The organism is Haloarcula montana, from assembly GCF_035666295.1.
GTDB classification, from domain to species: domain Archaea; phylum Halobacteriota; class Halobacteria; order Halobacteriales; family Haloarculaceae; genus Haloarcula; species Haloarcula montana.
Map to the genome: position 1 here is coordinate 1487851 of NZ_CP142027.1, position 21210 is coordinate 1509060.

General features: G+C 63.6%; 22 protein-coding genes, 1 tRNA gene and 1 pseudogene. 7 read left to right on the plus strand and 17 right to left on the minus strand.

Going from position 1 to position 21210, the window contains the following annotated elements:
* Positions 1 to 6 precede the first annotated feature (6 nt).
* The 3 genes from VJ109_RS07720 to VJ109_RS07730 all read right to left on the minus strand — a co-directional run bounded on the left by VJ109_RS07720 (position 7) and on the right by VJ109_RS07730 (position 5525).
* Positions 7 to 1866, minus strand: a complete 1860-nt coding sequence (locus tag VJ109_RS07720) for an SLC13 family permease (protein WP_324760319.1) — start codon at positions 1864 to 1866, stop codon at positions 7 to 9.
* Between the two features lie 63 nt (positions 1867 to 1929).
* On the minus strand, positions 1930 to 3369 hold the full coding sequence (locus tag VJ109_RS07725) for an ICP22 family protein (RefSeq protein ID WP_324755773.1): 1440 nt from the start codon (positions 3367 to 3369) through the stop codon (positions 1930 to 1932).
* A gap of 59 nt (positions 3370 to 3428) precedes the next feature.
* Positions 3429 to 5525 (minus strand): DEAD/DEAH box helicase, encoded by a 2097-nt coding sequence (locus VJ109_RS07730; RefSeq protein ID WP_324755774.1) that lies wholly within the window; start codon positions 5523 to 5525, stop codon positions 3429 to 3431.
* 86 nt (positions 5526 to 5611) lie between these two features.
* Here VJ109_RS07730 and VJ109_RS07735 point away from each other — a divergent pair, with 86 nt between their 5' ends.
* Positions 5612 to 6802, plus strand: a complete 1191-nt coding sequence (locus VJ109_RS07735) for a CBS domain-containing protein (protein WP_324755775.1) — start codon at positions 5612 to 5614, stop codon at positions 6800 to 6802.
* Here VJ109_RS07735 and VJ109_RS07740 read toward each other — a convergent pair.
* Entirely contained in the window at positions 6754 to 7659 is a 906-nt protein-coding gene (locus tag VJ109_RS07740; protein ID WP_324755776.1) for an HNH endonuclease, read from the minus strand. The two genes, VJ109_RS07735 and VJ109_RS07740, sit on opposite strands and share 49 nt — an antisense overlap.
* A gap of 278 nt (positions 7660 to 7937) precedes the next feature.
* On the opposite strand from VJ109_RS07740, the gene VJ109_RS07745 reads away from it, so the two are divergent.
* On the plus strand, positions 7938 to 8390 hold the full coding sequence (locus VJ109_RS07745) for a DUF5814 domain-containing protein (protein ID WP_324755777.1): 453 nt from the start codon (positions 7938 to 7940) through the stop codon (positions 8388 to 8390).
* Here VJ109_RS07745 and VJ109_RS07750 read toward each other — a convergent pair.
* Positions 8385 to 8816 carry a DUF8146 domain-containing protein gene (locus VJ109_RS07750; protein WP_324755778.1) on the minus strand — a complete coding sequence of 144 codons (432 nt, stop codon included), beginning with the start codon at positions 8814 to 8816 and terminating at the stop codon, positions 8385 to 8387. The two genes, VJ109_RS07745 and VJ109_RS07750, sit on opposite strands and share 6 nt — an antisense overlap.
* 119 nt (positions 8817 to 8935) lie before the next feature.
* Here VJ109_RS07750 and VJ109_RS07755 point away from each other — a divergent pair, with 119 nt between their 5' ends.
* On the plus strand, positions 8936 to 9352 hold the full coding sequence (locus VJ109_RS07755) for a VOC family protein (protein WP_324755779.1): 417 nt from the start codon (positions 8936 to 8938) through the stop codon (positions 9350 to 9352).
* 12 nt (positions 9353 to 9364) lie between these two features.
* Here the strand turns inward: VJ109_RS07755 and VJ109_RS07760 are convergent, their stop codons facing one another.
* Both VJ109_RS07760 and VJ109_RS07765 read right to left on the minus strand, forming a co-directional pair.
* Positions 9365 to 9976 carry an RPA family protein gene (locus tag VJ109_RS07760; protein WP_324755780.1) on the minus strand — a complete coding sequence of 204 codons (612 nt, stop codon included), beginning with the start codon at positions 9974 to 9976 and terminating at the stop codon, positions 9365 to 9367.
* A complete protein-coding gene (locus VJ109_RS07765) occupies positions 9977 to 10915 on the minus strand; it encodes a replication factor A (protein ID WP_324755781.1) in 939 nt (312 codons plus the stop codon). It abuts the gene before it with no gap.
* Positions 10916 to 11078: 163 nt separating this feature from the next.
* Between VJ109_RS07765 and VJ109_RS07770 the strand changes: the two genes are divergently transcribed.
* The 3 genes from VJ109_RS07770 to VJ109_RS07780 are packed head-to-tail and all read left to right on the plus strand — an operon-like array spanning position 11079 to position 12669.
* Positions 11079 to 11369, plus strand: a complete 291-nt coding sequence (locus tag VJ109_RS07770; RefSeq protein WP_276178750.1) for a DUF7091 family protein — start codon at positions 11079 to 11081, stop codon at positions 11367 to 11369.
* 38 nt (positions 11370 to 11407) lie between these two features.
* Complete coding sequence (locus VJ109_RS07775) at positions 11408 to 12400, plus strand: mannose-1-phosphate guanylyltransferase (protein WP_324755782.1); 993 nt, start codon at positions 11408 to 11410, stop codon at positions 12398 to 12400.
* 41 nt (positions 12401 to 12441) lie between these two features.
* Positions 12442 to 12669, plus strand: coding sequence for a hypothetical protein (locus tag VJ109_RS07780; RefSeq protein WP_324755783.1), 228 nt, complete (start codon positions 12442 to 12444; stop codon positions 12667 to 12669).
* Here the strand turns inward: VJ109_RS07780 and VJ109_RS07785 are convergent.
* Positions 12666 to 13448: an SDR family oxidoreductase gene (locus tag VJ109_RS07785; protein ID WP_324755784.1), complete on the minus strand. Its 783-nt coding sequence runs from the start codon at positions 13446 to 13448 to the stop codon at positions 12666 to 12668. The genes VJ109_RS07780 and VJ109_RS07785 overlap by 4 nt on opposite strands.
* Positions 13449 to 13495: 47 nt before the next feature.
* Entirely contained in the window at positions 13496 to 13948 is a 453-nt protein-coding gene (locus VJ109_RS07790) for a TRAM domain-containing protein (RefSeq protein WP_324755785.1), read from the minus strand.
* 166 nt (positions 13949 to 14114) lie between these two features.
* Here VJ109_RS07790 and VJ109_RS07795 point away from each other — a divergent pair, with 166 nt between their 5' ends.
* Entirely contained in the window at positions 14115 to 15497 is a 1383-nt protein-coding gene (locus VJ109_RS07795) for an ABC transporter substrate-binding protein (RefSeq protein ID WP_324755786.1), read from the plus strand.
* Between the two features lie 207 nt (positions 15498 to 15704).
* Here the strand turns inward: VJ109_RS07795 and VJ109_RS07800 are convergent, their stop codons facing one another.
* The 8 genes and pseudogenes from VJ109_RS07800 to VJ109_RS07830 all read right to left on the minus strand — a co-directional run bounded on the left by VJ109_RS07800 (position 15705) and on the right by VJ109_RS07830 (position 21202).
* Positions 15705 to 17420, minus strand: a complete 1716-nt coding sequence (locus VJ109_RS07800) for a type IV pilin N-terminal domain-containing protein (RefSeq protein WP_324755788.1) — start codon at positions 17418 to 17420, stop codon at positions 15705 to 15707.
* Between the two features lie 411 nt (positions 17421 to 17831).
* Positions 17832 to 17945, minus strand: a pseudogene (locus VJ109_RS19610) (hypothetical protein); the annotation flags it as partial.
* 105 nt (positions 17946 to 18050) lie between these two features.
* The gene (locus VJ109_RS07805; RefSeq protein ID WP_324755790.1) at positions 18051 to 18224 is read right to left on the minus strand and encodes a hypothetical protein; all 174 of its coding nucleotides are present in this window, start codon (positions 18222 to 18224) and stop codon (positions 18051 to 18053) included.
* 455 nt (positions 18225 to 18679) lie between these two features.
* The gene (locus VJ109_RS07810) at positions 18680 to 18940 is read right to left on the minus strand and encodes an HNH endonuclease (RefSeq protein ID WP_324755792.1); all 261 of its coding nucleotides are present in this window, start codon (positions 18938 to 18940) and stop codon (positions 18680 to 18682) included.
* Between the two features lie 183 nt (positions 18941 to 19123).
* A tRNA-Arg gene (locus VJ109_RS07815) sits at positions 19124 to 19227 on the minus strand.
* 42 nt (positions 19228 to 19269) lie between these two features.
* Complete coding sequence (locus VJ109_RS07820; RefSeq protein ID WP_324755794.1) at positions 19270 to 19566, minus strand: hypothetical protein; 297 nt, start codon at positions 19564 to 19566, stop codon at positions 19270 to 19272.
* Positions 19566 to 20666, minus strand: coding sequence for a DUF373 family protein (locus VJ109_RS07825; protein ID WP_276178736.1), 1101 nt, complete (start codon positions 20664 to 20666; stop codon positions 19566 to 19568). Before VJ109_RS07825 ends, VJ109_RS07820 begins: the two co-directional genes overlap by 1 nt.
* Before the next feature lie 23 nt (positions 20667 to 20689).
* Positions 20690 to 21202 (minus strand): phosphate-starvation-inducible PsiE family protein, encoded by a 513-nt coding sequence (locus tag VJ109_RS07830; protein WP_324755795.1) that lies wholly within the window; start codon positions 21200 to 21202, stop codon positions 20690 to 20692.
* Between the last annotated feature and the right edge of the window lie 8 nt (positions 21203 to 21210).

Below are 21210 nucleotides of genomic sequence, written 5' to 3' on the forward strand. Positions count from 1 at the left end.
CCCGTGCTACGGCGGCGCGAGACCCCAGAAGAACGCGATCCCCAGGGTCGTCACGACGGCAAACACCGCTTGCAGCGGCGCGCCGACTTTCAGATAGTCACTGAACCGATAGCCACCCGGCCCGTACACCAACAGGTTCGTCTGGTACCCCACGGGCGTCATGAACGCCGTCGACGCCGCGAACGTGACCGCCAAGACGAACGCGAAGGGGTAGGCACCCAGTTGCTGGGCGGCCTCGACAGCGACGGGGATCATCAAGACGACCGAGGCGTTGTTCGAGATGATGTTCGTCAGGACCGCCGTGACGACGTACATCAGCCCGAGGACGACGATCGGTGTAAACCCCGGAGCGAACAGCACGAACAGGTCCGCGAGCAGGTCGGCGCCACCGGTCTCCTGGAGCGCGATCCCCAACGGGATAACGCCGGCCAGCAGGAAGATCACGTCCCACTGGACGGCGTCGTACAGTTCCTGGGGGCGGAGACAGCCGGTCAGCACCATCGCGACGGCGCCGGCGAGCGCCGAGACGACGATGTGAATTGGGGTGAGCGCCGCGGCCCCGACGACCGCCGCGACGATGCCGACGGCCACCGGGATCTTCGAGCGCCGGAAGTCCGGCCGTTCGATCTCCTGGGCGACGATGAAGTCGTTGTTGACGTTGAGTCGCTCGATGCTCTCGGAGGTGGCCTGCACCAGGAGCGTGTCACCGACTTTCAGTCTGATCCGATCCATCCGCTGGCGGAACAGTTCGCGCCCGCGCCGGAGCGCAAGCACCGTCGCGTCGTAGCGCTGTCGGAAGTTCGAGGAGACGAACGTCTCCCCGACCAGCGACGAGCCTGGAGCGATGACGACCTCGACGAGGTTCGTCCGTTCGCTCGCGCTCTCCAGTTCCGCGTCGTCGACCTCGACCTCGGGGATCAGATCCAACCCCTCGGCGTCGAGGAGTTCGACCAGCGTGTCCCGATCGGTCCGGATCGCGAAGACGTCGCCGGCCCGGATCGTCTTCGGACCCAGCGGTTCGAGGAACGTGCGGCCGCCGCGAACGAGTTGGACGATGTCGACGTCGAACTCGGTCTCGGCCAGGGCCGTCTGGACGGTCTGGCCGACGATCGGCGAATCCTCGCGGACGACGACTTCCGTGAGGTACTCCGCCATTTCGAACTCTTCGGTGAGATCCTCACGGGCCTCGATACGGCCCGGGACGAGCCAGCGCCCGACAGTCAGCAGGTAGACGGTGCCGACGACCGAGACGATCAGCCCGAGTTGCGTGAACTCGAACATCCCGAAGGGGTGATCGAGCAGATCCGCGGACAGCTGGGAGGCGAGGATGTTCGTCGAGGTGCCGATCAGCGTGAGCATCCCGCCGAACATCGAGGCGTACGACAGCGGGAGGAGCAGTTTCGAGGGCGAGGTCTTCCCCTTGTGGGCGATGTCGGTAACCATCGGCAGCAGGATCGCCACGGCAGCGGTGTTGTTGATGAACCCGGAGATCGGCGCGACCAGGCCGATCGTCGCACCCAGTTGCCTGGACTCGCTGTCGCCGGTCAGCGAAGCGATCTTCGCCCCCAACAACTGGACGATACCGGTCCGCTGGACGCCGTCCGAGAGAATGAACATCGCCAGGACGGTGATCGTCGCCGTCGAGGCAAAGCCCGACAACCCCGCAGTCAGCGGCGACTCTCCGTCACCGGGCTGGTGGAGCGCGTACACCGGTTCGGCCAGCAGGTCCGCATCGACAGCGACGGTCGTCACCGGCTCGACGAGCATCAGCGCGACCATGACGCTGATCGCGGTCACGTCGACCGGGAGCGCCTCGGTGGCGAACAAGACGAGCGCCACGAGGATCAACGCGAACACGAACGCCATCCCGGGCGTGACTGACTCCAACACACCCCGACTGTGAAGGGAGCGGCCAAAAAGTGTGTGGAGTCAGCCGTCTTCGAGATCCGCGAGCAGGGCCTGGTAGCTCCGCTCGAAGGCAGCGCCGTTGCGGAGCGACCCCATGGCCACGTCGGAGACAGGGACCGCCAGCCTGCCGTCGGTACCCGTCACGACGACGGCAGCCGGGTGGTCGGTCTCGTCGGTCCACTCGGCGTCGAGTTCCCTGACCAGTACCTCGCCGAAGTAACTGCCCAGTTCCTCGACGAGGCTGGTGAACGATCGGTCTTCGAAGCGGTCGGTCTCGCCGTAGGTCGCGTCGGCGAACCGTTCGTCCTCCCACTCGGCGTCGACGAGATCGTCGAGGCGGGCCAGCGATGCCGGCGTGAAGTCGAGGTTGTGCTCCCCCCAGAAGGACGCGAAGTCCGCCGCTCGCTCGGCGTAGTCGGCTCGGAGTCCATCACCGGCGGCGGGGTCGGACGGCTCGGCTTCGTCCTGTGCCAGTTGATCGAGCAGCGATTCGTTCTCTGTGTCCGCTGACCGGGCGGTATCACCGCGGTCGTCGGCCGCTGATGCCGACTCGGCGGCCAGCGACCAAGCGTCCGTGTGGCCTGATCCCTCGTCGCCTGTCTCGGTGTCGGAGGCAGTCACGCCGTCGTCGTCGGTCGTCGTGTCAGTGCCGCCCTCGGCCGCAACGCCCCCTTCGGCGTCCGGGATACGGAACCCGTCGCCTGACTCCGCCACAGTCTCACCCCCGTCATCCTCGTCGAGTTCGTCGGGCGTGTCGGCGACGCTACCGCTGTCGCTCTGGTCGTCCGTCCGGTCGAAGCCGGCTTTCTCCGTCGCCGGTTGCCAGTCACCGGCGTCGGCCCAGTCCTCGACCGTCTCGGAGTCGGTAGTCCCGGTCTGGGATGTCGCCTGATCGGCTGTCGGCTGCCCGGCCCGGTCGGTTTCCCCGGCGTCGTCGGCATCGGACTCGGCGGCGGGTTCGGCCGAAAGCACCAACTCGTCCTCCAGCCGGTCGACGACGGCGGCGAACGCCGGTTCTTCGGCAAACGAGCGAGCGGCGACATCGAAGACCGCGACGGTGCGTTCGTCGTCCGTCCCGGCGACGGTGACGCCCCAGCCGTCGTCCTGGACCCACCTACCGTCGAGATCACGAACCAACACCTCGCCGAGATAACTCCCGAACCGGACGGTGTTGGTGGTGTAGGCCGTATCGTCGCCGTCCTCGACCGTCTCGCCGTCGAACTGCTCGGCGACGGCGGCGTCGAGCCGGGAGAGCGATCCAGTAGTGAGATCGAGCTGTTCGGACCGATCGGCGACCGTCTCGGCCCGCTGGCGGAACTCCGTCGGCGAGAGCGAGGCGCTGTCGGTCACCGTCGGACCGTCAGACGCCGTCTCGGTCGTGGGTTCGGCGCTCGCGGACTCCTCGCCGTCGGTGTCGTCGCCACCGCCGAGCGTCCGGCGGATGGTATCGAACAGCCCCATACCGACCGGATGGGGAGCCCGCTACAAGAATGTACGTCCCCTCGGCGTCGCGCCGCCGACTAGTGCTCGTCGCGCAGTTCCATCCCCGCGACGATCTCGTAGGGGTCCTCGCCCTTCCGGATACCGTCGAGCAACTGGAACGACTCGTCGGGCGCGAGGAAGTGCCGGGTGACGGCCCGGCCCAGCGGCGTCGGCGAGAGCCCGTCGATGAACTCGTACTCCAGGAGCTTCCCCAGGGCGTGTTTGGTCGGGAGCTCACCGATCATCCGGTCGTTGAGCGCCTTCGCGCGTTTGCCCGCGACCGTGACGTTCGCCAGCGTCTCCTCGACGGCCGCGCTCTCGTCGTAGCGGGTGATCACCGGCTCCATCTCGCCTTTGAGGAGCTTGAACGCCACCTCGTCCTCGGTCATCTCCATGCTGTTGTGGTAGGTGCAGTCCGGTTCGACGAGCAGGTAGACGGTCCCCTTGTCGTGGTAGTCCGGCCGGCCCGCGCGCCCGAGCATCTGGCTGAACTCCTGGACAGTGAGCCACTCGATACCCATCGCCAGCGAGTCGAAGATGACCTGTGAGGCCGGGAAATCGACCCCGGCAGCGAGTGCCGCGGTCGTGACCACGGCCGCCAGTTCCTGATCGGCGAACTGTTGTTCGACACGATGGCGACGCTTGTTGTCCAACCCGGCGTGGTAGGGCGCCGAGTCGTAGGTCAGCTTCCGGGAGATCTCGTGACAGCGCCGCCGGGAGTTGGTGAAGATGATCGTCTGTCCCCGGTAGCCCTTGCTCGATTTCGTGTCGAAGGCCCGCTTGACGAGTTTCTTTTCGGTCTCGATCTTCTCCCGGCCGTCGGCGAAGGTGACGTGGCGTTCGATCGGCACCGGCCGCTCCTCGAACTCGATGAGCTGTGCGCGGAGTTTCTCGGCCAGTTGGCCGGGATTGCCGACCGTCGCCGAGAGGTAGATCCACTGCGTGTCCCCCGACGCCGGCGAACCGCCCTGCTCGCGGGCGTCGCCCGCTCGATCATGCCGGGACGCCTCCGTCGTCCCGCGCTCACAGTAGTGTTTCAGCCGCGAGATCAACCCGTCGAGCCGGTGGCCCCGTTCGTCTTCCCCGAGCGTGTGGACCTCGTCGATGACGACCGTCCCGATCGTCCCCAGGTCCTTTCCGGTCCGCAGGGCGTGGTCGATCCCCTCATAGGTGCCGACGATGACATCGGCACCGGGGTCGAAGCGGCCCCCCTCGTCCGCGATCCGGCTGGCCCCGACTCGGAGCGAGACGTCGACCATGTCGCCGTACCGGTCCCGGAACGACTCGTATTTCTGGTTCGCCAACGCGACCAGTGGGACCAGAAACAACATCTTCCCCTTGTTGTTGAGGACGCGATCGAGGCCGGCCATCTCGCCGACCAGCGTCTTCCCGGTCGCCGTCGCCGAGACGATGAGCTGGTCCCGTCCATCGGTCGCCCCGTGTTCGACAGCGAGGCTCTGGACCGGCAACAGCGTGTCGAACCGTGATTCGACGTGGTCCTGGATGCCGGGATGTAACGACAGCGAGTCCGTCGGGACCAACTCGACGTCGTCGACGGTCGCTGAGATCTCGTCGAACTTTGTGAGGTCCGGATCGAGGTTCCCCGACAGCAGGTTCGAGATTCGATCCAAGTCCTGGACCTCGAGCATGAGTTCTTCGAGGCGTTCGCGTGCCTGGCCGGTTATGTTACCCTCGAAGGCGAGTTCCCTGTCCAGCTCCTCGCGGGCGCAGTCCGGGCAGATACTCTCCCCGTCGGTACGGATCTCTGTCTCGCTCGTAATCGGGGAATAGCGCCCGGCGTTGGCACAGTACCGACAGGTCCGGACGACTTTCGCCTCCAGTTGGTAGGCACCGAACATCCGGCGGGCCTGCTCACGGGCTCGTCTCGACGTCTGCTCGGAGATACGCAGTCGCGCCGCCCGACGAGCGAGTTCGACGAACTGATCGGGCGAGCGCAGGTCCTCGTCGGTGCCGTCCTTGATCCGGAGTCGGCGGGGACGAGGCCCCGCATCGGTCTCCTTGATTTCGAGGACACCGTGGAACAGCCGCTCCCCGTCACGTTGGGCGACGACAGTGTACTCTTCGCCGCGCTCGTGGAGGAACAGCGTATCGACCTGTGCAGCCTGCTGTGACACGGACGTGTGTACGACGCGGGACCTACTTCAGTCACTCGGGACGCCGCTACGGGGGGCTTAAGTCGGTCCCCCGACAACACGATCGCATGCGCCGGTTCCGTATCGGCAGCGCGTTCGGTATCCCGATCCAGCTCGATCTGACCTTCCTGTTGGTCCTGCCGCTGTTCGCCTGGATCATCGGGACACGGATCGGCGAGACCACCGAGCTACTGAACGACCTGCTCGGTGCCGGACTGGACCCGTCGGTGCTCACCGTCGGTTCGCTGGTCTGGGTGCTGGGCGTCGCTGCCGCCGTCGGACTGTTCACGGGTGTCGTGTTACACGAACTGGGCCACTCGCTGGTCGCGATGCGGTACGGCTTTCCGATCGACTCGATCACCCTCTGGCTCTTCGGCGGGATCGCACAGCTCACCGAGATGCCCGACGACTGGAAACAGGAACTGGCTATCGCTGTCGCCGGCCCGGTCGTCAGTGTCCTCCTCGGTGTCCTCTCGTACGCCGCGTTCGCAGTCCTGCCGGCGACCGAGTCGACGCTGCTGCAGTCGGCCAGGTTCGTGCTGGCGTATCTCGCGGTGATGAACCTCGCGCTGGCCGCGTTCAACATGCTCCCGGGGTTCCCGATGGACGGCGGCCGCGTCCTCCGGGCGCTGCTTGCCCGAACCCGGACCTACGCCCGGGCGACCGAGATCGCCGCCGAGGTCGGGAAGGTCTTCGCGATCTTCCTGGGGCTGTTCGGCCTGTTCGTCCTCGGGAACATCTTCCTGGCCGGTCTGGCCTTCTTCATCTACATCGGCGCGGCCGGCGAAGCCCGGCAGACCGCCATGGCGGCCGCCTTCGAAGGCGTCACCGTCGGCGACGTGATGACGCCCGCCGACCGCGTGACGACGGTCGGTCCGGACCAGTCGGTCCGGGAACTCATCCAGACGATGTTCGCCGAACGCCACACCGGCTACCCGGTCGAACGCGACGGCGAGGTCGTCGGCCTGGTCGCACTGGAGGACGCCCGTGCCGTCCAGGAGGTCGAACGCGACGCCTACACCGTCGGCGACGTGATGACGACCGATCTCGTGACTGTCACCCCCGAGACCGATGTGATGGACGCGCTAACCCACCTCCAGGACAACTCTGTCGGTCGTCTCCTAGTCATCGACGAGGACGGCGCGTTCGAGGGACTGCTCACCCGTTCGGACATCATGACCGCGCTCTCGATCATCAAATCCAGCGGCGACTACGCGCCCGGTGCAGGCGACCGTGGAACGGCACGGCCCGAGCCCTGACCGTCGAAGTCAGCAGGCCCGCAAGCGCTGACCGCCATCGCCTGCCGGAAAGCGATACCGGCCCGCCAGCGCAACTCCGCCCGCGAGAACTGTCCGAACTCCGCTCGGCGGTGACAGGCCGGACACAGCGAGACCACGTTGTCGAGCGTGTGCGCGTCCCGAACCGCCAGCACCGGCGACGCGGCGAACAACCGGACCGGGACGACGTGATGGACATCGGGGTTCCGACCGATGTTGTCCGCGTCGTCACCACAGACGACACAGGCGTGCCCGTCCCGGTCAAGCGCCCGCTCGCGGACGGCGTTCCATCCCGGCCCGTAGTCGTCGATGCCACCGCCCAGCCAGTTCGGGTGTCCATCGCCGGTGAACGCGTCCGAGAGCCACTCACTGTGGCAGTCACGGCTACAGAGGGTGACTTCGCCCTGAATCTGGCTTGGGTAGCGTTCAACACGGTCACCACACTGATCGCAGGTGAAAGTGAGTTTCCCACCTTTCCAGTTCGGGTTGTCTTCACCCTCGATCTGTCGCTCGTGTCGCCAGTTCGCTGTCTCTACGCACTCCGGACAGAAACAGCCCGGTTTCGCCGAGGGATAGTACTCGAACCTGTTCCCACAGATGTCGCACTCCGTCTCTGTCTTCCCGCCGTCATAATTCGGATTATTCGCTCCTTCGAAGGATACTGCTTCGTCGTGGCAGGAGTCTGAACAGTAGCGTTTCTCGTATTCGCAGTCGAACAGTTCGCCACAGTGATCACACTCTCGATTCGGGAGTATCTCTTCGTGGACGCGACTGTGATGCACAGCCAACCCCCGTCGGGAGTCGAACGCCTCTCCACACGTCGGGCACGTATCGACCATAGTTTGACAATGTCCGGAGGCGGGATAAAATCTACCCAACCACAGTGAAAATAAAGTCTAACGAGAATATTATTTCGGATAAGGAGCTGTGAAAATTCAGTCCGGGCGCGGGAATCGAACCCGCCTCTTAGCCACCACAAGGCTAAAGGATGCCACTACCCCAGCCCGGACACGCGTGCTGAAGCAATCGTAGTTATTCCGCTGTCACAGAAATACGTTACGACTCTGTGGCCGCTTCGAGACGCTTTTACACGGTCGCCCGCTACGGTTTCGTACGCGTGGCTATCACCGACAAGATCTACGTCAAGAACCACCAGCAGCTCGCCTCCCAACTGGAGACGAGCTTCCCGAAAGGGGCGTTCAGCGGTGCGACGCTGGACATCCTCTTCCAGGGGGAGGGACTGGCCAAACTCGACGACGCCACCCGCGATCGGGTGCTGGACTTCGCCGAGGACTTCATGGACTGTGAGTGCCAGGCTGCACCCCACTGTGGCTGCCCGGAGCGGAAGTTCGTCGCGTACCTACTGGAGTTGCGGGAACAGGGGATGGGACCCGACGCCATCGTCGACGTGATGACAGACGACTACATGCTGTATGCCTATCCCGGCGACGTGCTCTCGTTTCTGGACGACTCGGTCAGGACCTTAGAGGCAGTCGAGACGCTGGCCGACGTCGACGGCGAAGAAGAGGTCGCAGCAGAGACGCGTAAGCGGCGCCAGCGGCTGTTATAGGTCCTCGAAGCTTCCGATCCGGTAGGACGCGTCGTCCTCTTCGTCTTCGTCGAGGTCTTCGAGATGGATGACCTCGTCCTGGTCCATCTGGTCGAGTTGCTGGCGGAGTTTCGTGACGTAGCGTTTGTGTTCTTCCAGTTGCTCGCGGAGGTGTTCGGCTTCGAGTTCGAGTCGTTCGTGTTCCCGGACGAAACTCTTCGGGACCTCGACTTTCGGCGGGAAGCTCTCCGTACTGGACTCCTCGGCGGCCTCTTCGAATTCGTGCTCGGGGGCGACTTTCACCTGGCCGTCGTGGGCGACCAGCGTATCGACGTAGTCCCGGAACACCGCGGAAAGCGAGATATCGCGCTCCTCGGCGATCTCGCGGAGCGTCTCGAACTTGTCCTCGCTCACGCGGAAGGAGATCGTCTTGTTTTTGTTGCCCATCGTTGTGTCCTATTCGTCCGTCCTCGTATTTAATCGTTTGTCAGACGCTCGCACGTCACCGACTCGACTGAAAGAAACGCGACCACAGCGGTTTAGCCACCCCACGGTCTGCTGTCGGTATGGACGCGACAGCACACCATTACGCGATCACCGTCACCGACCTCGAACGAGCCGTGGAGTTCTACCGGGACGTGCTGGGATTGGACGTCAGCTCCCGCTTTTCGGTCGGCGGCGACGCCTTCGCGACCGGCGTCGGCGTCGACGGTGCCAGCGCCGAGTTCGCGCATCTGGACGCCGGCGGCAGCCGTCTGGAACTGGTCAGCTACGATCCCGAGGGCGACGAACGCTCCGACCCACAGCTCAACGAACCGAGCGCGACACACCTCGGACTGGAAGTCGACGATCTCGTTTCAGTCTACGAGGAGTTACCCGAGGACATCGAGACGCTCAGCGAGCCACAGACGACCGAGAGCGGGACGACGATCCTCTTCGTCGTCGATCCCGAGGGGAACCTCGTCGAACTCCTTCAGCCCTGAAACGGGGTCTGCTCAGTCAGCGCTGGCCTCGGCCTGCTCGTCCTGCATGCTCTCTAGGGCACCGACGACGGACTGGCGGTACGGCTCGACGTCGTCACCGTACTCCTCGTGGGCCATCGCGACGTACTCGTCGGTCCCTGGGTCGTCGGGGTCGGCTTCGGCGAACCGCTGGATGCGGTCGATCGTCCGCTGGGCGGTCTCAGCGACCCAGCGGTCCCGCGTGGCCTCGTCGACCTCGGAGATCGATTCGGGACGAACGGAGACGTTTACGTCGCCCTCGTCGGTCTCGTAGGTCCGTGGCTTGCCGACGACGGCGACGTAGGCAGGCGGTTCGAGTTCCCGGAGCATCGACGCGGCGTCGGGCTGGTACTGGCCGGCGTACATGAAGAACGTGTCGCCGTTGGGGTCGACGACCCGACCCTGCCAGTACTCGCTGTCCTCGCCGACGTCCTCGGTCTCGGTCAGCGTCCCGACCAGGAACACGCGGTTGGCGCGCTGGCCGGTCGGCAAGAGGACGTACACGGGAGCACGGTCGTCGTCGGACTCTTTGAACGTGTAACTCGCATCGTTGAACTCGCGGGCGAAGACGCGGCGGGCGACTTCGCGGGTGGGTGTACTCGCCATCTAGATCGACCTCGCTTTGATGAGGACTTCGTCCGCATCCACTGAGCCGGTGAGCCGTTCCTGGTCGTCGGCCAGGACGTAGCGGCCGAACGTCGGTCCGGTCACCCGGTAGTAGCGCCCGAGGATGCCCTCGCGCATCTCGTCGGCCACGACGGTGGTATCGAGCGCGTCCATGGCCATCTCCTTGGCTTCTTCGAGGGTGATGCCGGTGAGTTTCTCCGTGGCGTCCTCGTCGAAGATGACCTCGGTGACCTCCTCGCCGTCGTCTAAGACGCCCTTGATGCGGAGATCGAACTCGCCTTCGACCTCGCCGTGTTCGCTACAGCGGCCGTTCTGGAGGACGCGGGTACAGTCGTCCTCCGGGCAGCGTTTGATCAGCCCGGAGCCCGACTGGATGTCGACCAGTGCGCCCTCGACCTCGACACTGTCGTCGCCGACCTCGATAGCCTCGTCGAGTTCCTCGATCGTCGTCGTTCGGTTGAGCTTCACCGAGAACCGGCCCTGGTATTCGTCGGTAACGACGTTTCGGAGGGCGTAGGATGTGCCCTCCGAGAGCTCGGGGAGGTCGGATTTCGACCACTTGGTGAACTTGATCGTGCCCGTCTCGTCGCCCAGCAGACCGACCTGGGCGACGGCGTCGGCACGGGGTTCCCACAGTTCGACGACGGTGACGCGCATGTCGACCCACTCCTCGGGAGCGTCGACATCGGCCACCTGGACCTGTTCGTTCCCGCCGCCGCTGGCGAGTTGGTCCCGCTCCATGCCGGCCTCGTCCAAGTACGTGTTGACGACGCTCCGGCGGGCTTCGCTGATCGGGACCTGATAGTCGTTGACGAGCGTGTCGAGCCGCTCGACGATATCCTCGACGTCGAGGTCCAACTGGTCGGAGAACTGCTCGTGTATCTCTTCGGCTTGGGTACGCAAATCTGTTGCAGTCATTGGCGTTCACTGTCTCCGCCTGGTTTTCGATGGGAGACATTCCAGCGTTGGTCGCCTTCGGATATAAACACTCGCCCGGCGGAGTGAAAGTGAAACCGCCAGATTCCATCGTCGAGCGGTGAGCGCGGGAAGATTGATCTGTGCCCGGCCGCAACCGTCGCGTATGGCCGACAGTGACGACGACCGGATCGCGCGCTTTATCAGCAACACGCTCCGGTCGGCCGGCCAACAACTCTCGGAGGCCAAGCGGGCCTACAGCGACGGGAAGCGGGCCGCACTGGCCGGGCTGCCTCGCGACGAGGACGGCCGGGCGAGGATCGTCTGTCGACGCCACGCCGACCGGCGGGCCGTCTCGCTGGACCCACAGGCCCGCCCGGACTGTTTCGACGCCGACCACCCCGACTGCCAGGGCTGTGTCGAGGACATCCGTGACGGGGCCGTCGAGACGTGGTGATCCCACAGGTTTGAGACGGCCGGACGCCAACGCCGTGCATGGACAGACCTCTCGTCGCGCTCGTTCTCGCGGGCGGGACCGGTACCAGGCTTTATCCGGCGAGTCGCAGCGACCGGCCCAAACAGTTCCAGTCGTTCGGTCACGAACAGTCCCTGTTGGCCCAAACAGTCGAACGAGCCGGCTTCGCCGACGAGACGTACGTCCTCACCCGCGAGGACTACGTCGATGGCGTGCGCGAGCGGGCACCTGGCGCGGCCGTACTGACCGAACCCGAGCCGAAAGACACCGGGCCGGCGCTGGCGTATGCCGCCCACCGAATCCGCGAGCAGGTCGGCGACTGCGTGTTGCTCTGTCTGCCCAGCGACCACCATGTCGAGGGAGAGTTCCGGGCTGTCGCGGAGCGAGCGACACGGACTGCAGCTGAAACAGGGGGGCTCGTGACGGTCGGCATCGAACCCAGCAGGGCGGCAACGGAGTTCGGGTATATCAAGCCTGGAGCGTCGACAGACGGCTACAGCAGCGTCGATCGGTTCCACGAGAAACCGGACGAATCGACCGCCCGAGCGTACGTCGAGGAGGGGTTCTACTGGAACGCCGGGCTGTTCGCCTGGACACCGACGGCGTTTCTGGCGGCGGCCAGCGAGACACCACTGGGACCGCTCGTCGAGCGGTTGGACGACGACCCAGCGGCGGCGTTCGACGCGGTCGAGTCGGTGAGCGTCGATCACGCGGTGCTCGAACGGGCCGAGGACGTCTACGTCGTCCCCACCGACCTCGCGTGGGACGACCTGGGCTCGTGGGACGCGCTCGAACGGGTCCTCGATGACACCGACGGCAACGCAGTCCTCGGTGACGCGCTATCGATCGACGCCGACGGCAACGTCGTCGCGACCGACGGCCACGTCAGCGTCGTCGGCGTCTCGGACCTCGTCGTCGCCTCGTTCGGCGACCGGACGCTCGTCGTCCCGAAGGCACAGGCCCAGCGGGTCCGGGAGGTCGTGGCACGACTCCGGGGCGAGGACACGTTCTAGGCGCCGAAACAGTCATTGTCGCGGGCGGTATCCGGCTCAGTATGGACAGCGTCGCTCGGCGGTTTTGGCTCCTCGTGATCCCGTTTCTCGTGGGGTTCTCGGCCGTCGGACTGCTGGTGATGGGCGCGCTGTTTCCCAAGCAACTCTTCGAGGTCGGTAGTACGGGCTATATCGCCACAGCGGCGGTCGCGCTACTTTCGCTCGGGCTACTGGTCTGGCAGCTTGCGACGAACAACACCGATTCGACCGAGCGACTGGACCGCCCCTAGCTGCGCATCGATCCGCCGTCGACCGGGAGCGCGGTCCCAGTGACGTACGACGACCGGGCCGAGGAGAGATACGCGACCACGTCGCCTAGTTCCTCCGGCTGGCCGACCCGTCCCAGCGGCGCGTCGGACCACTCGGCGATGCCGTCCTCGTAGGAGTCGTACTCGCCGCGTTCGACGGCCGCCTCGACGAGTTCCTCGATGCGCGGCGTCTCGTGAGCGCCGGGGAGAACGGCGTTGACCCGTATCTCGGGAGCGAACTCGCGTGCCTGTGTCTTCACGAGGCCGATCACCGCCCGCCGGACCGCGTTCGAGAGGACCAGATCGTCGATGACCTCCCGGACCGACCGCGAGGTGATGGCGACAACGGTGCCAGCTTCTGACTCCCGGAGATACGGAGCCCCGAATCGGGTGGTCCAGACGTAGCTCATCACGAGCAGGTCATAGGCGGAGTACCACTGGCGTTCGGTCGTCTCCAGGAACGGGCCGGGCGCGGGTCCGCCGGCACTCGTGACGACGTGGTCGAGCCCCCCTAGTTCGTCGACAGTCTCCTCGATGAACGCCTCGACTTCGGTGCGGTCGGTGATGTCGGCCTGGACTGCCAGGACATCCCCCGATCCGGCGTCCCGAAGCTCCTCACGCGCCCGGTCGACGTGTTCGGGCGTGGTCCCACAGACGGCTACGTGGGCACCCTCGCTCGCGAGACGGCGGGCGCTTGCGAGGCCGAGGCCACTCGTTGCGGCGGTACAGAGCGCGACGTTGCCCTCCAGTTCGAGGTCCATACTCGAAAGGCGTTCGCGTCGGTAAAAAGAACCCCCGGTCGCGGGAGTTAACTGCCCCAGAAGTTGTCGCGGCTGCCCAGCCGTCGGTCGCCTTCGTCGTCTGCCTCGGTGTCGGCTTGCGTCTCCTCGTCGTCAGCCTCCTCGTCGTCTTCGGTCTCGTCCTCATCGAGTTCCAGCCGTTCGAGTTCCTCCGCACGGGCGTGGTTCGACCGGACCTTGGTGACTTTCACCTTCGATTTGGCCGGCGGGAGGACGCCGTCGACCATGATGATGAATCCGTCTTCGGTCCGCCCGACGCCGGCACCGCTCTCGTGGATATCCTCGACGGTCACGACGACTTCCTGTCCCGGCTTCACTGGCTGGCTCTTGAGGTCGGAGATAGGCTGGTTGTAGTGATTACACCACTCGGCGCCACCTCTGTCGCCGTAGTGTGTACACCCCATCCCCTCGATGCGTTCGGTGAAGCTGGGGCAGTCGTCGGCGAGCGGGCAGTCGGCCATGGACCTGCGTACAGGAGCCGCGGGCAAAACGCTTGCGACCTGTGGGGTAGCGAGCCGGCGGCTCGCGAGCCCTCGTGACGGGAATCGCGACTCCGCGATATGTGAAGGCGCCCCTGTTGTCATAGAACGGCTTTTACATGATCGACCAGAAGGTAGTACGATACTGATGTCAGACAACGACTCGGACCGGAACCTATCGAGACGGAACGCGCTGCGAATCGCTGGTGCCGCTGGGGCTGCGTCCTTGGCCGGCTGTGGTGGCGACGGCGGGAGCGGTGACGGTGGAAGCGGTGACGGCGGCAGTGGCAGTGACGGGAGCAGCGACGGCGGCAGCGGTGACGGCAGCAGTGGCGACGGCCAGACCGAGACAAATACCCTCGAAATCGCCCACTGGTGGGGCGAAGGCGACGGCCTGGAAGCGATCCAGGCAGTGATGGACGCCTTCCAGGAGGAGTATCCGTTCGTCGACTTCGACGAGAACCTCATCGCCGGCGGCGCCGGGACGAACCTCCAGTCCAACATCCGGACTCGAATCCAGAACGGGAACCACCCGAGTACCTGGCAGAACTGGCCCGGCAAGGCACTGATCCCGTACACGGACGCGAACCTCCTCGAAGACATCGAGGAGTCCGTCTGGGACGAGAACAACATGAAAGAGGCCTACCTGGAGGGCGTCCGGAACGTCGCCCAGCCCTCGGGCAACTACGTGACGGTGCCGCTGAACATCCACCGGCTCAACAATCTCTTCTACAACGTCAGCGCCGTCGAGGACGCCGGCGTGGACCCGACGGACTTCAACACGCCCTCGGACGTCGTCGACGGGCTCGAAGCCGTCGCCGACGCCGGCTACACGGGGATGGCCCACCAGACCAACTCCCCCTGGTCGACGGTCCAACTGTTCGAGACCGTCTTCCTGGCACAACAGGACGGCCAGACCTACTCCGAAGTGTTCGAGGACGGCGCCGTCGAGTCCTACCGGGACGAACTCGGGGCTGCACTGGACATCGTTCGGGACTACAGCGAGTTCTACCCGAGCGACGCCGGTTCGATCTCCTGGACGGAGGCCAACTCCCAGGTCATCAACGGCGACGCCGCGTTCATCCACCAGGGCGACTGGGCCGCGAGCACCTACTACGTCAACGACTTCGCCTACGGCGATGACTGGGACTACGTTCCGTTCCCGGGCAGTGACAGCTACTACTCGCTCGTCATCGACTCGTTCCCGTACCCGATCGACAACCCCTCGCCCGAGGCGACGACGCTGTGGTGTCGCTTCGTCGGAACCACCCAGGCCCAGGAGATCTTCAACCCCGGCAAGGGTGCGATCCCGCCCCGGACCGACGTCTCGACGGACCCGTTCAACGACTTCTCGGCCGACCAGATCAACGACTTCCAGAACAGCAGCGGCCAGCCGGCGTCGGTCGCTCACGGTCTCGCCGCGCCGCCGGAAGCCGCTTCCGGCGTCAATTCCGCGATCTCCTCGTTCATCTCCGGCAACTCCAACGAGGAAGTGATCAACCAACTCGCCAGCGCCTACAGCGGGATGTAGCTACCCGGCGCGTTCGGCGGCGTTACCGGCACAGTACGGTCAATCTTTTTCGTGGATGCAACGTCCCTCGAACGGGATGCCCGAGTGTCTGTCACGCCCTCGTTCGGTTTCGGTGTAGCTCTCGGCGCAGTTGGAGCGTTTTGAGTGACGGTATTGGCTGGTCTTTGCAGCCGCCGCTGTGGTCCAGTTTCTACCGGCAGAGTTGTGTCAGGGGTTTGTCCCATCAGCGGTATCAGTTACCGTCACCTCGTCAACGACAACACCGTCGGTGTCGAGTACACGGATCGTAATCCTGTACCTGTCACCGCTGACACCACCGGTATCGTACTGTAGATTTCCGTTGGTCTTCGAACTGGACTGCGTCTGTGTTGCCCACGAGTTGTCCGTGTTAACGAATATTGCTTCGAGTTGCGAGAAGTCGCCGTTCGGGTCCGAAACCTGATATTGAACCCTGTATTTCCCGGTATCGGTTTGTGTTTTTGTTCTGTCTTTCACCGAGTAGCTCGACAGCGTAGGGCTACTCGCTCGGCGTAAATCGGCGTTCCCTGACGGATCGTCACCATCGGCAACATCTGTCACAACACGATCATCTACAACAACGCCATCGGTGTCGAGGAGTTCTGCCCGGATACGGTACTCATCGCCAGCAGTCCCACCGAAATCCGCTTCGGCGTAGTTGTCAATATTGTGTCGGGGATCAGTACTCGTATACGTCGCATCGGCACCCCCGCTGTCGAAGTTGGTATACTGCACTCTGACCGAACCGAAGTTCGATCGGTCCGGGACGTTATACGAGACCTCGTAGTTTGCTTCGTCACCTCCTAGATCATCAACTACTGTTCCGGCAAAAGACGGACTGTCGTTCTCAGTAAGGTCACCGGACGATTGGAAACTTCCATTGGCCGTGTCAGTGATCGAGACGGTATCCGTGACTGTTCCGTCAGTATTGAACACCCTGATTGTTATCTCATACGTCGCTCCTTGCTGACCACCCTGTGAGAACGTGACCGTTCCCCGTTCTGCCGAGGTTGAACGCGTGGTATCTCCCCAGTCGTTGGCCTGGTTATCGAATGTCACTTCGACACGATCGAAATCCGCAGTCCCGTCAATATCGTACATCAACTCGTAGTTGGTATTCGAATTTGTGGACGTGTCTCGCAGCGTATAGCCGCTTACCGCTGGGCTCGGCGTTGGTGTCGCGGTTGGTGTTGGTGTCGGCGTCGCGGTTGGCGTTGGCGTCGGCGTCGCGGTTGGCGTCAGTGTCGGCGTCGCAGTTGGCGTTGGTGTCGGTGTCGTGGTTGGCGTCAGTGTCGGCGTCGCGGTTGGCGTTGGCGTCGGCGTCGCGGTTGGCGTTGGTGTCGGTGTCGCAGTTGGCGTCGGTGTCGGCGTTGGCGCGACACCATCATCGATTATTCGACCCTGAAAGAGGGTCGCAGAACGACCGTTCGATCTCCAAACGAGATAGATGTCCCCGCTTGTCACTCCCGATATCTGACACTCTGTTCCGGGAGTCACCGTCGAGATCACCGTATCGCAGGCCTGGCGGTCTGTACCGGCGTAATTGCCCAACCAGCCGCGTGACCCGGAAACGATGTGTACGTCTTCTCCAGCAACTGTGTCCCCACCGGCATGGGTCAAAACAACTGTCGTTCTGTTTTGGTTCATGCGAAAGTCTACTAGCGGACTGTCCTGGGCCATGCCACTGGCGAACCCGAATGCGAGCGTCCCGATAAGCGCCGAGAGGAGGACGGTCAGAGCAACCAGCAGGACGGTCCCAATCACCGGCGAAACCCCCCGCTCATCACCGGGTCCGGACAACGGCGGAGCGTCAGCAAGGGACAATTGTTCACCAAACCATTGGACTAAGTAGGTTAAAAAATATCGTATGGATCGCTGGTGCTTCTCCCTCTCGGGTAGTATCATCGAAGAGGCTCATGATCGACAGTATCCGTCCCTATCACTGCTCAAGTCACGTTTCGGTCGGTCTACAAATGATTATTCTTATGCAGGTCAAGGCGATTATCTTTATGAAGAACCTGAGCCTTAATAATTCAAACGTACAGTAAGGACATATTATGAATGGGAATTGGATATATTTAGCATCCGTTATATTATTGCTTGGGATGATAATTTACGGGACTGGGAGGTCGCTGGGGCATATTGCCACCCCGCTGCCGTGGTTTGTCTATTTAATAGTTGGCGTGATTTTATTATCATTTGGGGTGAAGATAACGTTCGAGAAAAGGGACCCGTAACAGAGCAATCCCAATAGCTTGGATTTTGAACTATCATATATCCAGACTATAGTGTATCCAGACTATAGTGTTACTGTGATTAAGCCAAGAAGGCGCAGTGTGACAGTCGCGAAAAGAGCCACTGAATACCGTTATTTCCCCATTTAGGATCTTCATGAGCTGCAAGGTTGTCGACAGATAAGTATACAAACTGGTAGTTGGGGTCAGAGCCGTCGACACGCTCGCAGGCGTCGGGGGGAGACGCCTTTCACTGCATACGAAACAACGTTCGAGGGTGGCGTACCCTCTGGATGCGTGGCTATGAATTCGTTATCCGAACGCGATCACGGTCGCGTTCTGTGAGTGTGCCGTCAATCAACTGGCCGTAGACAAGCAGGTCACGCTCTTCGCTGAGGTCGGCCAAGACGAGAGTGTTACATCTGTCAGCGAGGTCGAGGCCACTGACGTGGCCAAGTGCTTCGACCGAACTCATTAGGAGCTATCAAGAGTAGACGAAACAGTGTTCGACCGCGATCACTCCGTATCGCACCCACGTTCCGGGCCTTTGGCCGGGCTTTCACGTTGGGATTGCCCCCGTGGTTCCGCTGGGGGACGTTCGCTCTCTCGGTCGGTCGACCCCAATGTGAGGGGGTCGCTCCCTCCGCTCGCTCGCTTGTGGCGGTGTTGCGGATAGATTCAGGAAGGTCGTTGAAGCAACTGCGGCAGACAGAATGATCAACGAAGTGGGAGTCGGTCCCGTTGATGCAGGGGTCACCGCAGTCGTCACATTGGTAGTGAGTGTAGGCGGACCACTGAGTCACGCGTGATCACCGTCCTCGACGTGCTGGACAGCTCGACGAACGTCCTTGTCGGTGGCTTCCAGGAGGCGAGAGGCGCGAACGAACTCGTCAGCTGGGAACGGCCAGTCTTCGCGAGACGGCGATCGGCTCACGAAGGGGCACCTCCGTTGAGATGGTAGTCGGTATGATCAGCTGGGGACCGAGCTTCGAGGTTGTCGGGATCGTTGTTCCAGCGATCTTCGTCGACGTGGTGAACGTGCAGCGGAGACCAGAGGTCGTCGAGGTCGCCCTGGGCGTAGGCAGTCAGCCGGTGGAGGTAGAGGTACCTGTCGTGACCGGCCTCTGGGTCCCAAACACGGAGTCGGGGATAGTGGTCGAGATCGAACTCGACGCGTGGCTCGAAAATCACGCAGACCACCCCCTACGCCGTCGGGGAACAATGGAAATCGCCGGACAGCGGAGGGCACCGTTACACGACGATACGAACACCAGATTCTCAGAATAAGATTGATTCTGAGATGGTGCAGTAGAACGTCTATACCTTGTGCTAACTGGCGTTGAGCGGTTCAACAAGCAACCGAAGGTCTTGGGACGGGCACGGTGGGATTCGAACCCACGACCGTCGGATCTCTTCCCCCCTCGCAGTCGCGACGGGGATAGAAGTCCGACGCTCTATCCGGACTGAGCTACGTGCCCTCACTCGAAGGTAGCCCGGCAGTCTCAAAAACAGTGCGGAAGTCAGTCGTCGAACTCGACATCCTCGTCGGTGGCGTCCTCGTGGGTGATCGAGATGGCGTCAGTGGTCTGGACAGCGGCCAGTCCGTCGACGGCACAGATATCGTCGACAGCCAGCTGGGGGACCGTCACGGCAAGGTCGTCGAACTGGAGACGGCGGTCGACGGTGGCGCCTGCGGCCTCGGCGGCCGCGGCGACGGCGTCGGGGTCGGCATCGGGAGCCGTTTCCAGTACCAACCCGATCGATTCCCCCTCGATCGGGTCCGAGCGGATGCTCTCGACGGCACGGGAGACGTACATCACTCCGAGGAGGGACCGCCAGGTCCTTGATTCACTCGATCAGCCGTCTCCAGGCGGGATTCGGCAACGGCGAACGCGAGCGTGCTGGACAGGCCAAGCAGCGTCCCGCCGGTCAGCACCGCGGCGAGATACTGGAGGTCCTGAAAACCGAGGAAAAAGCCGCTGACACCGTGGAGCACCGCCGAGATAGCGAGTACGTAGAACGGCGCGTTGAGGTAGCGCCATTCGAACTTCTCGCGGAGGTATTCGTCGGTGACCCGGCCCAGACTGGAGGTGACGCCCGCGACGGCGAACCACTGGATGGCACCGTAGACCAGCGCCGAAACCACCTCGACGGCCGAGACCGGGTCGGGCAACGACTCCAGCAGCTGGACGCCGTTGACACCACCGATAAACAGCAGGGCAGCGGCGACGACGTAGGTGATGATCGTCACTCGTCCGGCGTACAGTCCGGCAGTCGTCTGCTGGACGAGGTCGTCGAGCAACTGCTCGACGCCGAGCCCGCGGCCGAGCAGGTAGAGCCCGAACAGCCCGGAGATGACACCCAGTGCCGAGCCCGGCCAGCCGAGATAGTCCAGCAGGATCGTCACGGGGTAGATGAGCAGGAGGATGCCGAGCGGAACGAGAATCGTCCCGCGGGTCTCCGGATCGTCCAGCACCTGCTTGATGGTGTAGTACATCGATTCGAGGTCCTGTGCCTGGCGGACGACGACCCGGCGGACGCCGTCGATGTGGACCCGCGAACGGATGACCGGGACGACCGACTCGTCCTGTGCGCCGTCGGTGACCACCAGCGCGCGGACGTCCTCGCGTGCGGTCAGGGAGGCCAGGACCGTGTCGAGTTCCTCGCCGACGGCGCGGTTCGCGGCGACGTCGCTACCGTCGACACCGGTGACTGCAGCGACTTCGACGGGTTCGTCGGTGATCGCGTCGTGGATGTGGACTCCCTCGAAGAGGACGTTAACGTCGGAGTCCTCGGGGTCGGTCTCCGCGAGCGCCACTGCGGCCTCCCCGACAGCGTCGCGGCCGACGACCGGCGTCTCCACGTCGGTCTTGCGACCGAGGTCGTCGTCGAGGTCGACACACAGCACCAGCAGCATGCTCCGGGCTACGAGACCGGTCGTTAATTGCTTTCTGGCGTCGGCGCGGCGTCGTCGACGCGGGTCCGGCGCTCGACGAGGAGCAAGGCGACCAGCCCGAAGATTATGACAGTGTACGACACCGCAGCCAGCAAGGCCAGTCGCTCGTTGGCGTACTCTCCGGTTCGGAAGATGATCGCTTTCCGGACCATCGCGATGACGCCCGTATAGATGACCAACCGGACGATCCGGCGGGTCTCGCTCTCCTGGGTGTAGGCGACGACGGTCTGGTACACCTCGACGATGATGAACAGGAGCAACGCGGTGTCGATGAACCCGACGACGACCAGGGGGTCAGTGATGTCGCCTCTGGCCGCGCTCTGGAAGATCTGGAGGCCGAGATCGAAGACGCCGATCGCAAAGAGCACCACCAACACGAGCGCCGCGACGACCTCGACGTACCGGATGAGTGTCTCACTGACCGCGAGGAGTCGCTCGTCGACGGACTCGCCGGCCGGCAGGGAGCCACCGACCGGATCTCGCTCCTCGTCATCCATACACACAC

Bases quoted from the DNA above. Each gene is read 5' to 3' on its own strand.
- VJ109_RS07795 (WP_324755786.1), top strand. From the start codon at position 14,115: ATGTCAGACAACGACTCGGACCGGAACCTATCGAGACGGAACGCGCTG.
- VJ109_RS07760 (WP_324755780.1), bottom strand. From the start codon at position 9,976: ATGGCGAGTACACCCACCCGCGAAGTCGCCCGCCGCGTCTTCGCCCGC.
- VJ109_RS07830 (WP_324755795.1), bottom strand. From the start codon at position 21,202: ATGGATGACGAGGAGCGAGATCCGGTCGGTGGCTCCCTGCCGGCCGGC.
- VJ109_RS07755 (WP_324755779.1), top strand. From the start codon at position 8,936: ATGGACGCGACAGCACACCATTACGCGATCACCGTCACCGACCTCGAA.
- VJ109_RS07775 (WP_324755782.1), top strand. From the start codon at position 11,408: ATGGACAGACCTCTCGTCGCGCTCGTTCTCGCGGGCGGGACCGGTACC.
- VJ109_RS07805 (WP_324755790.1), bottom strand. From the start codon at position 18,224: ATGAGTTCGGTCGAAGCACTTGGCCACGTCAGTGGCCTCGACCTCGCT.
- VJ109_RS07825 (WP_276178736.1), bottom strand. From the start codon at position 20,666: ATGCTGCTGGTGCTGTGTGTCGACCTCGACGACGACCTCGGTCGCAAG.
- VJ109_RS07725 (WP_324755773.1), bottom strand. From the start codon at position 3,369: ATGGGGCTGTTCGATACCATCCGCCGGACGCTCGGCGGTGGCGACGAC.
- VJ109_RS07740 (WP_324755776.1), bottom strand. From the start codon at position 7,659: ATGGTCGATACGTGCCCGACGTGTGGAGAGGCGTTCGACTCCCGACGG.
- VJ109_RS07735 (WP_324755775.1), top strand. From the start codon at position 5,612: ATGCGCCGGTTCCGTATCGGCAGCGCGTTCGGTATCCCGATCCAGCTC.
- VJ109_RS07770 (WP_276178750.1), top strand. From the start codon at position 11,079: ATGGCCGACAGTGACGACGACCGGATCGCGCGCTTTATCAGCAACACG.
- VJ109_RS07750 (WP_324755778.1), bottom strand. From the start codon at position 8,816: ATGGGCAACAAAAACAAGACGATCTCCTTCCGCGTGAGCGAGGACAAG.
- VJ109_RS07820 (WP_324755794.1), bottom strand. From the start codon at position 19,566: ATGTACGTCTCCCGTGCCGTCGAGAGCATCCGCTCGGACCCGATCGAG.
- VJ109_RS07720 (WP_324760319.1), bottom strand. From the start codon at position 1,866: ATGGCGTTCGTGTTCGCGTTGATCCTCGTGGCGCTCGTCTTGTTCGCC.
- VJ109_RS07790 (WP_324755785.1), bottom strand. From the start codon at position 13,948: ATGGCCGACTGCCCGCTCGCCGACGACTGCCCCAGCTTCACCGAACGC.
- VJ109_RS07780 (WP_324755783.1), top strand. From the start codon at position 12,442: ATGGACAGCGTCGCTCGGCGGTTTTGGCTCCTCGTGATCCCGTTTCTC.
- VJ109_RS07800 (WP_324755788.1), bottom strand. From the start codon at position 17,420: ATGATACTACCCGAGAGGGAGAAGCACCAGCGATCCATACGATATTTT.
- VJ109_RS07785 (WP_324755784.1), bottom strand. From the start codon at position 13,448: ATGGACCTCGAACTGGAGGGCAACGTCGCGCTCTGTACCGCCGCAACG.
- VJ109_RS07765 (WP_324755781.1), bottom strand. From the start codon at position 10,915: ATGACTGCAACAGATTTGCGTACCCAAGCCGAAGAGATACACGAGCAG.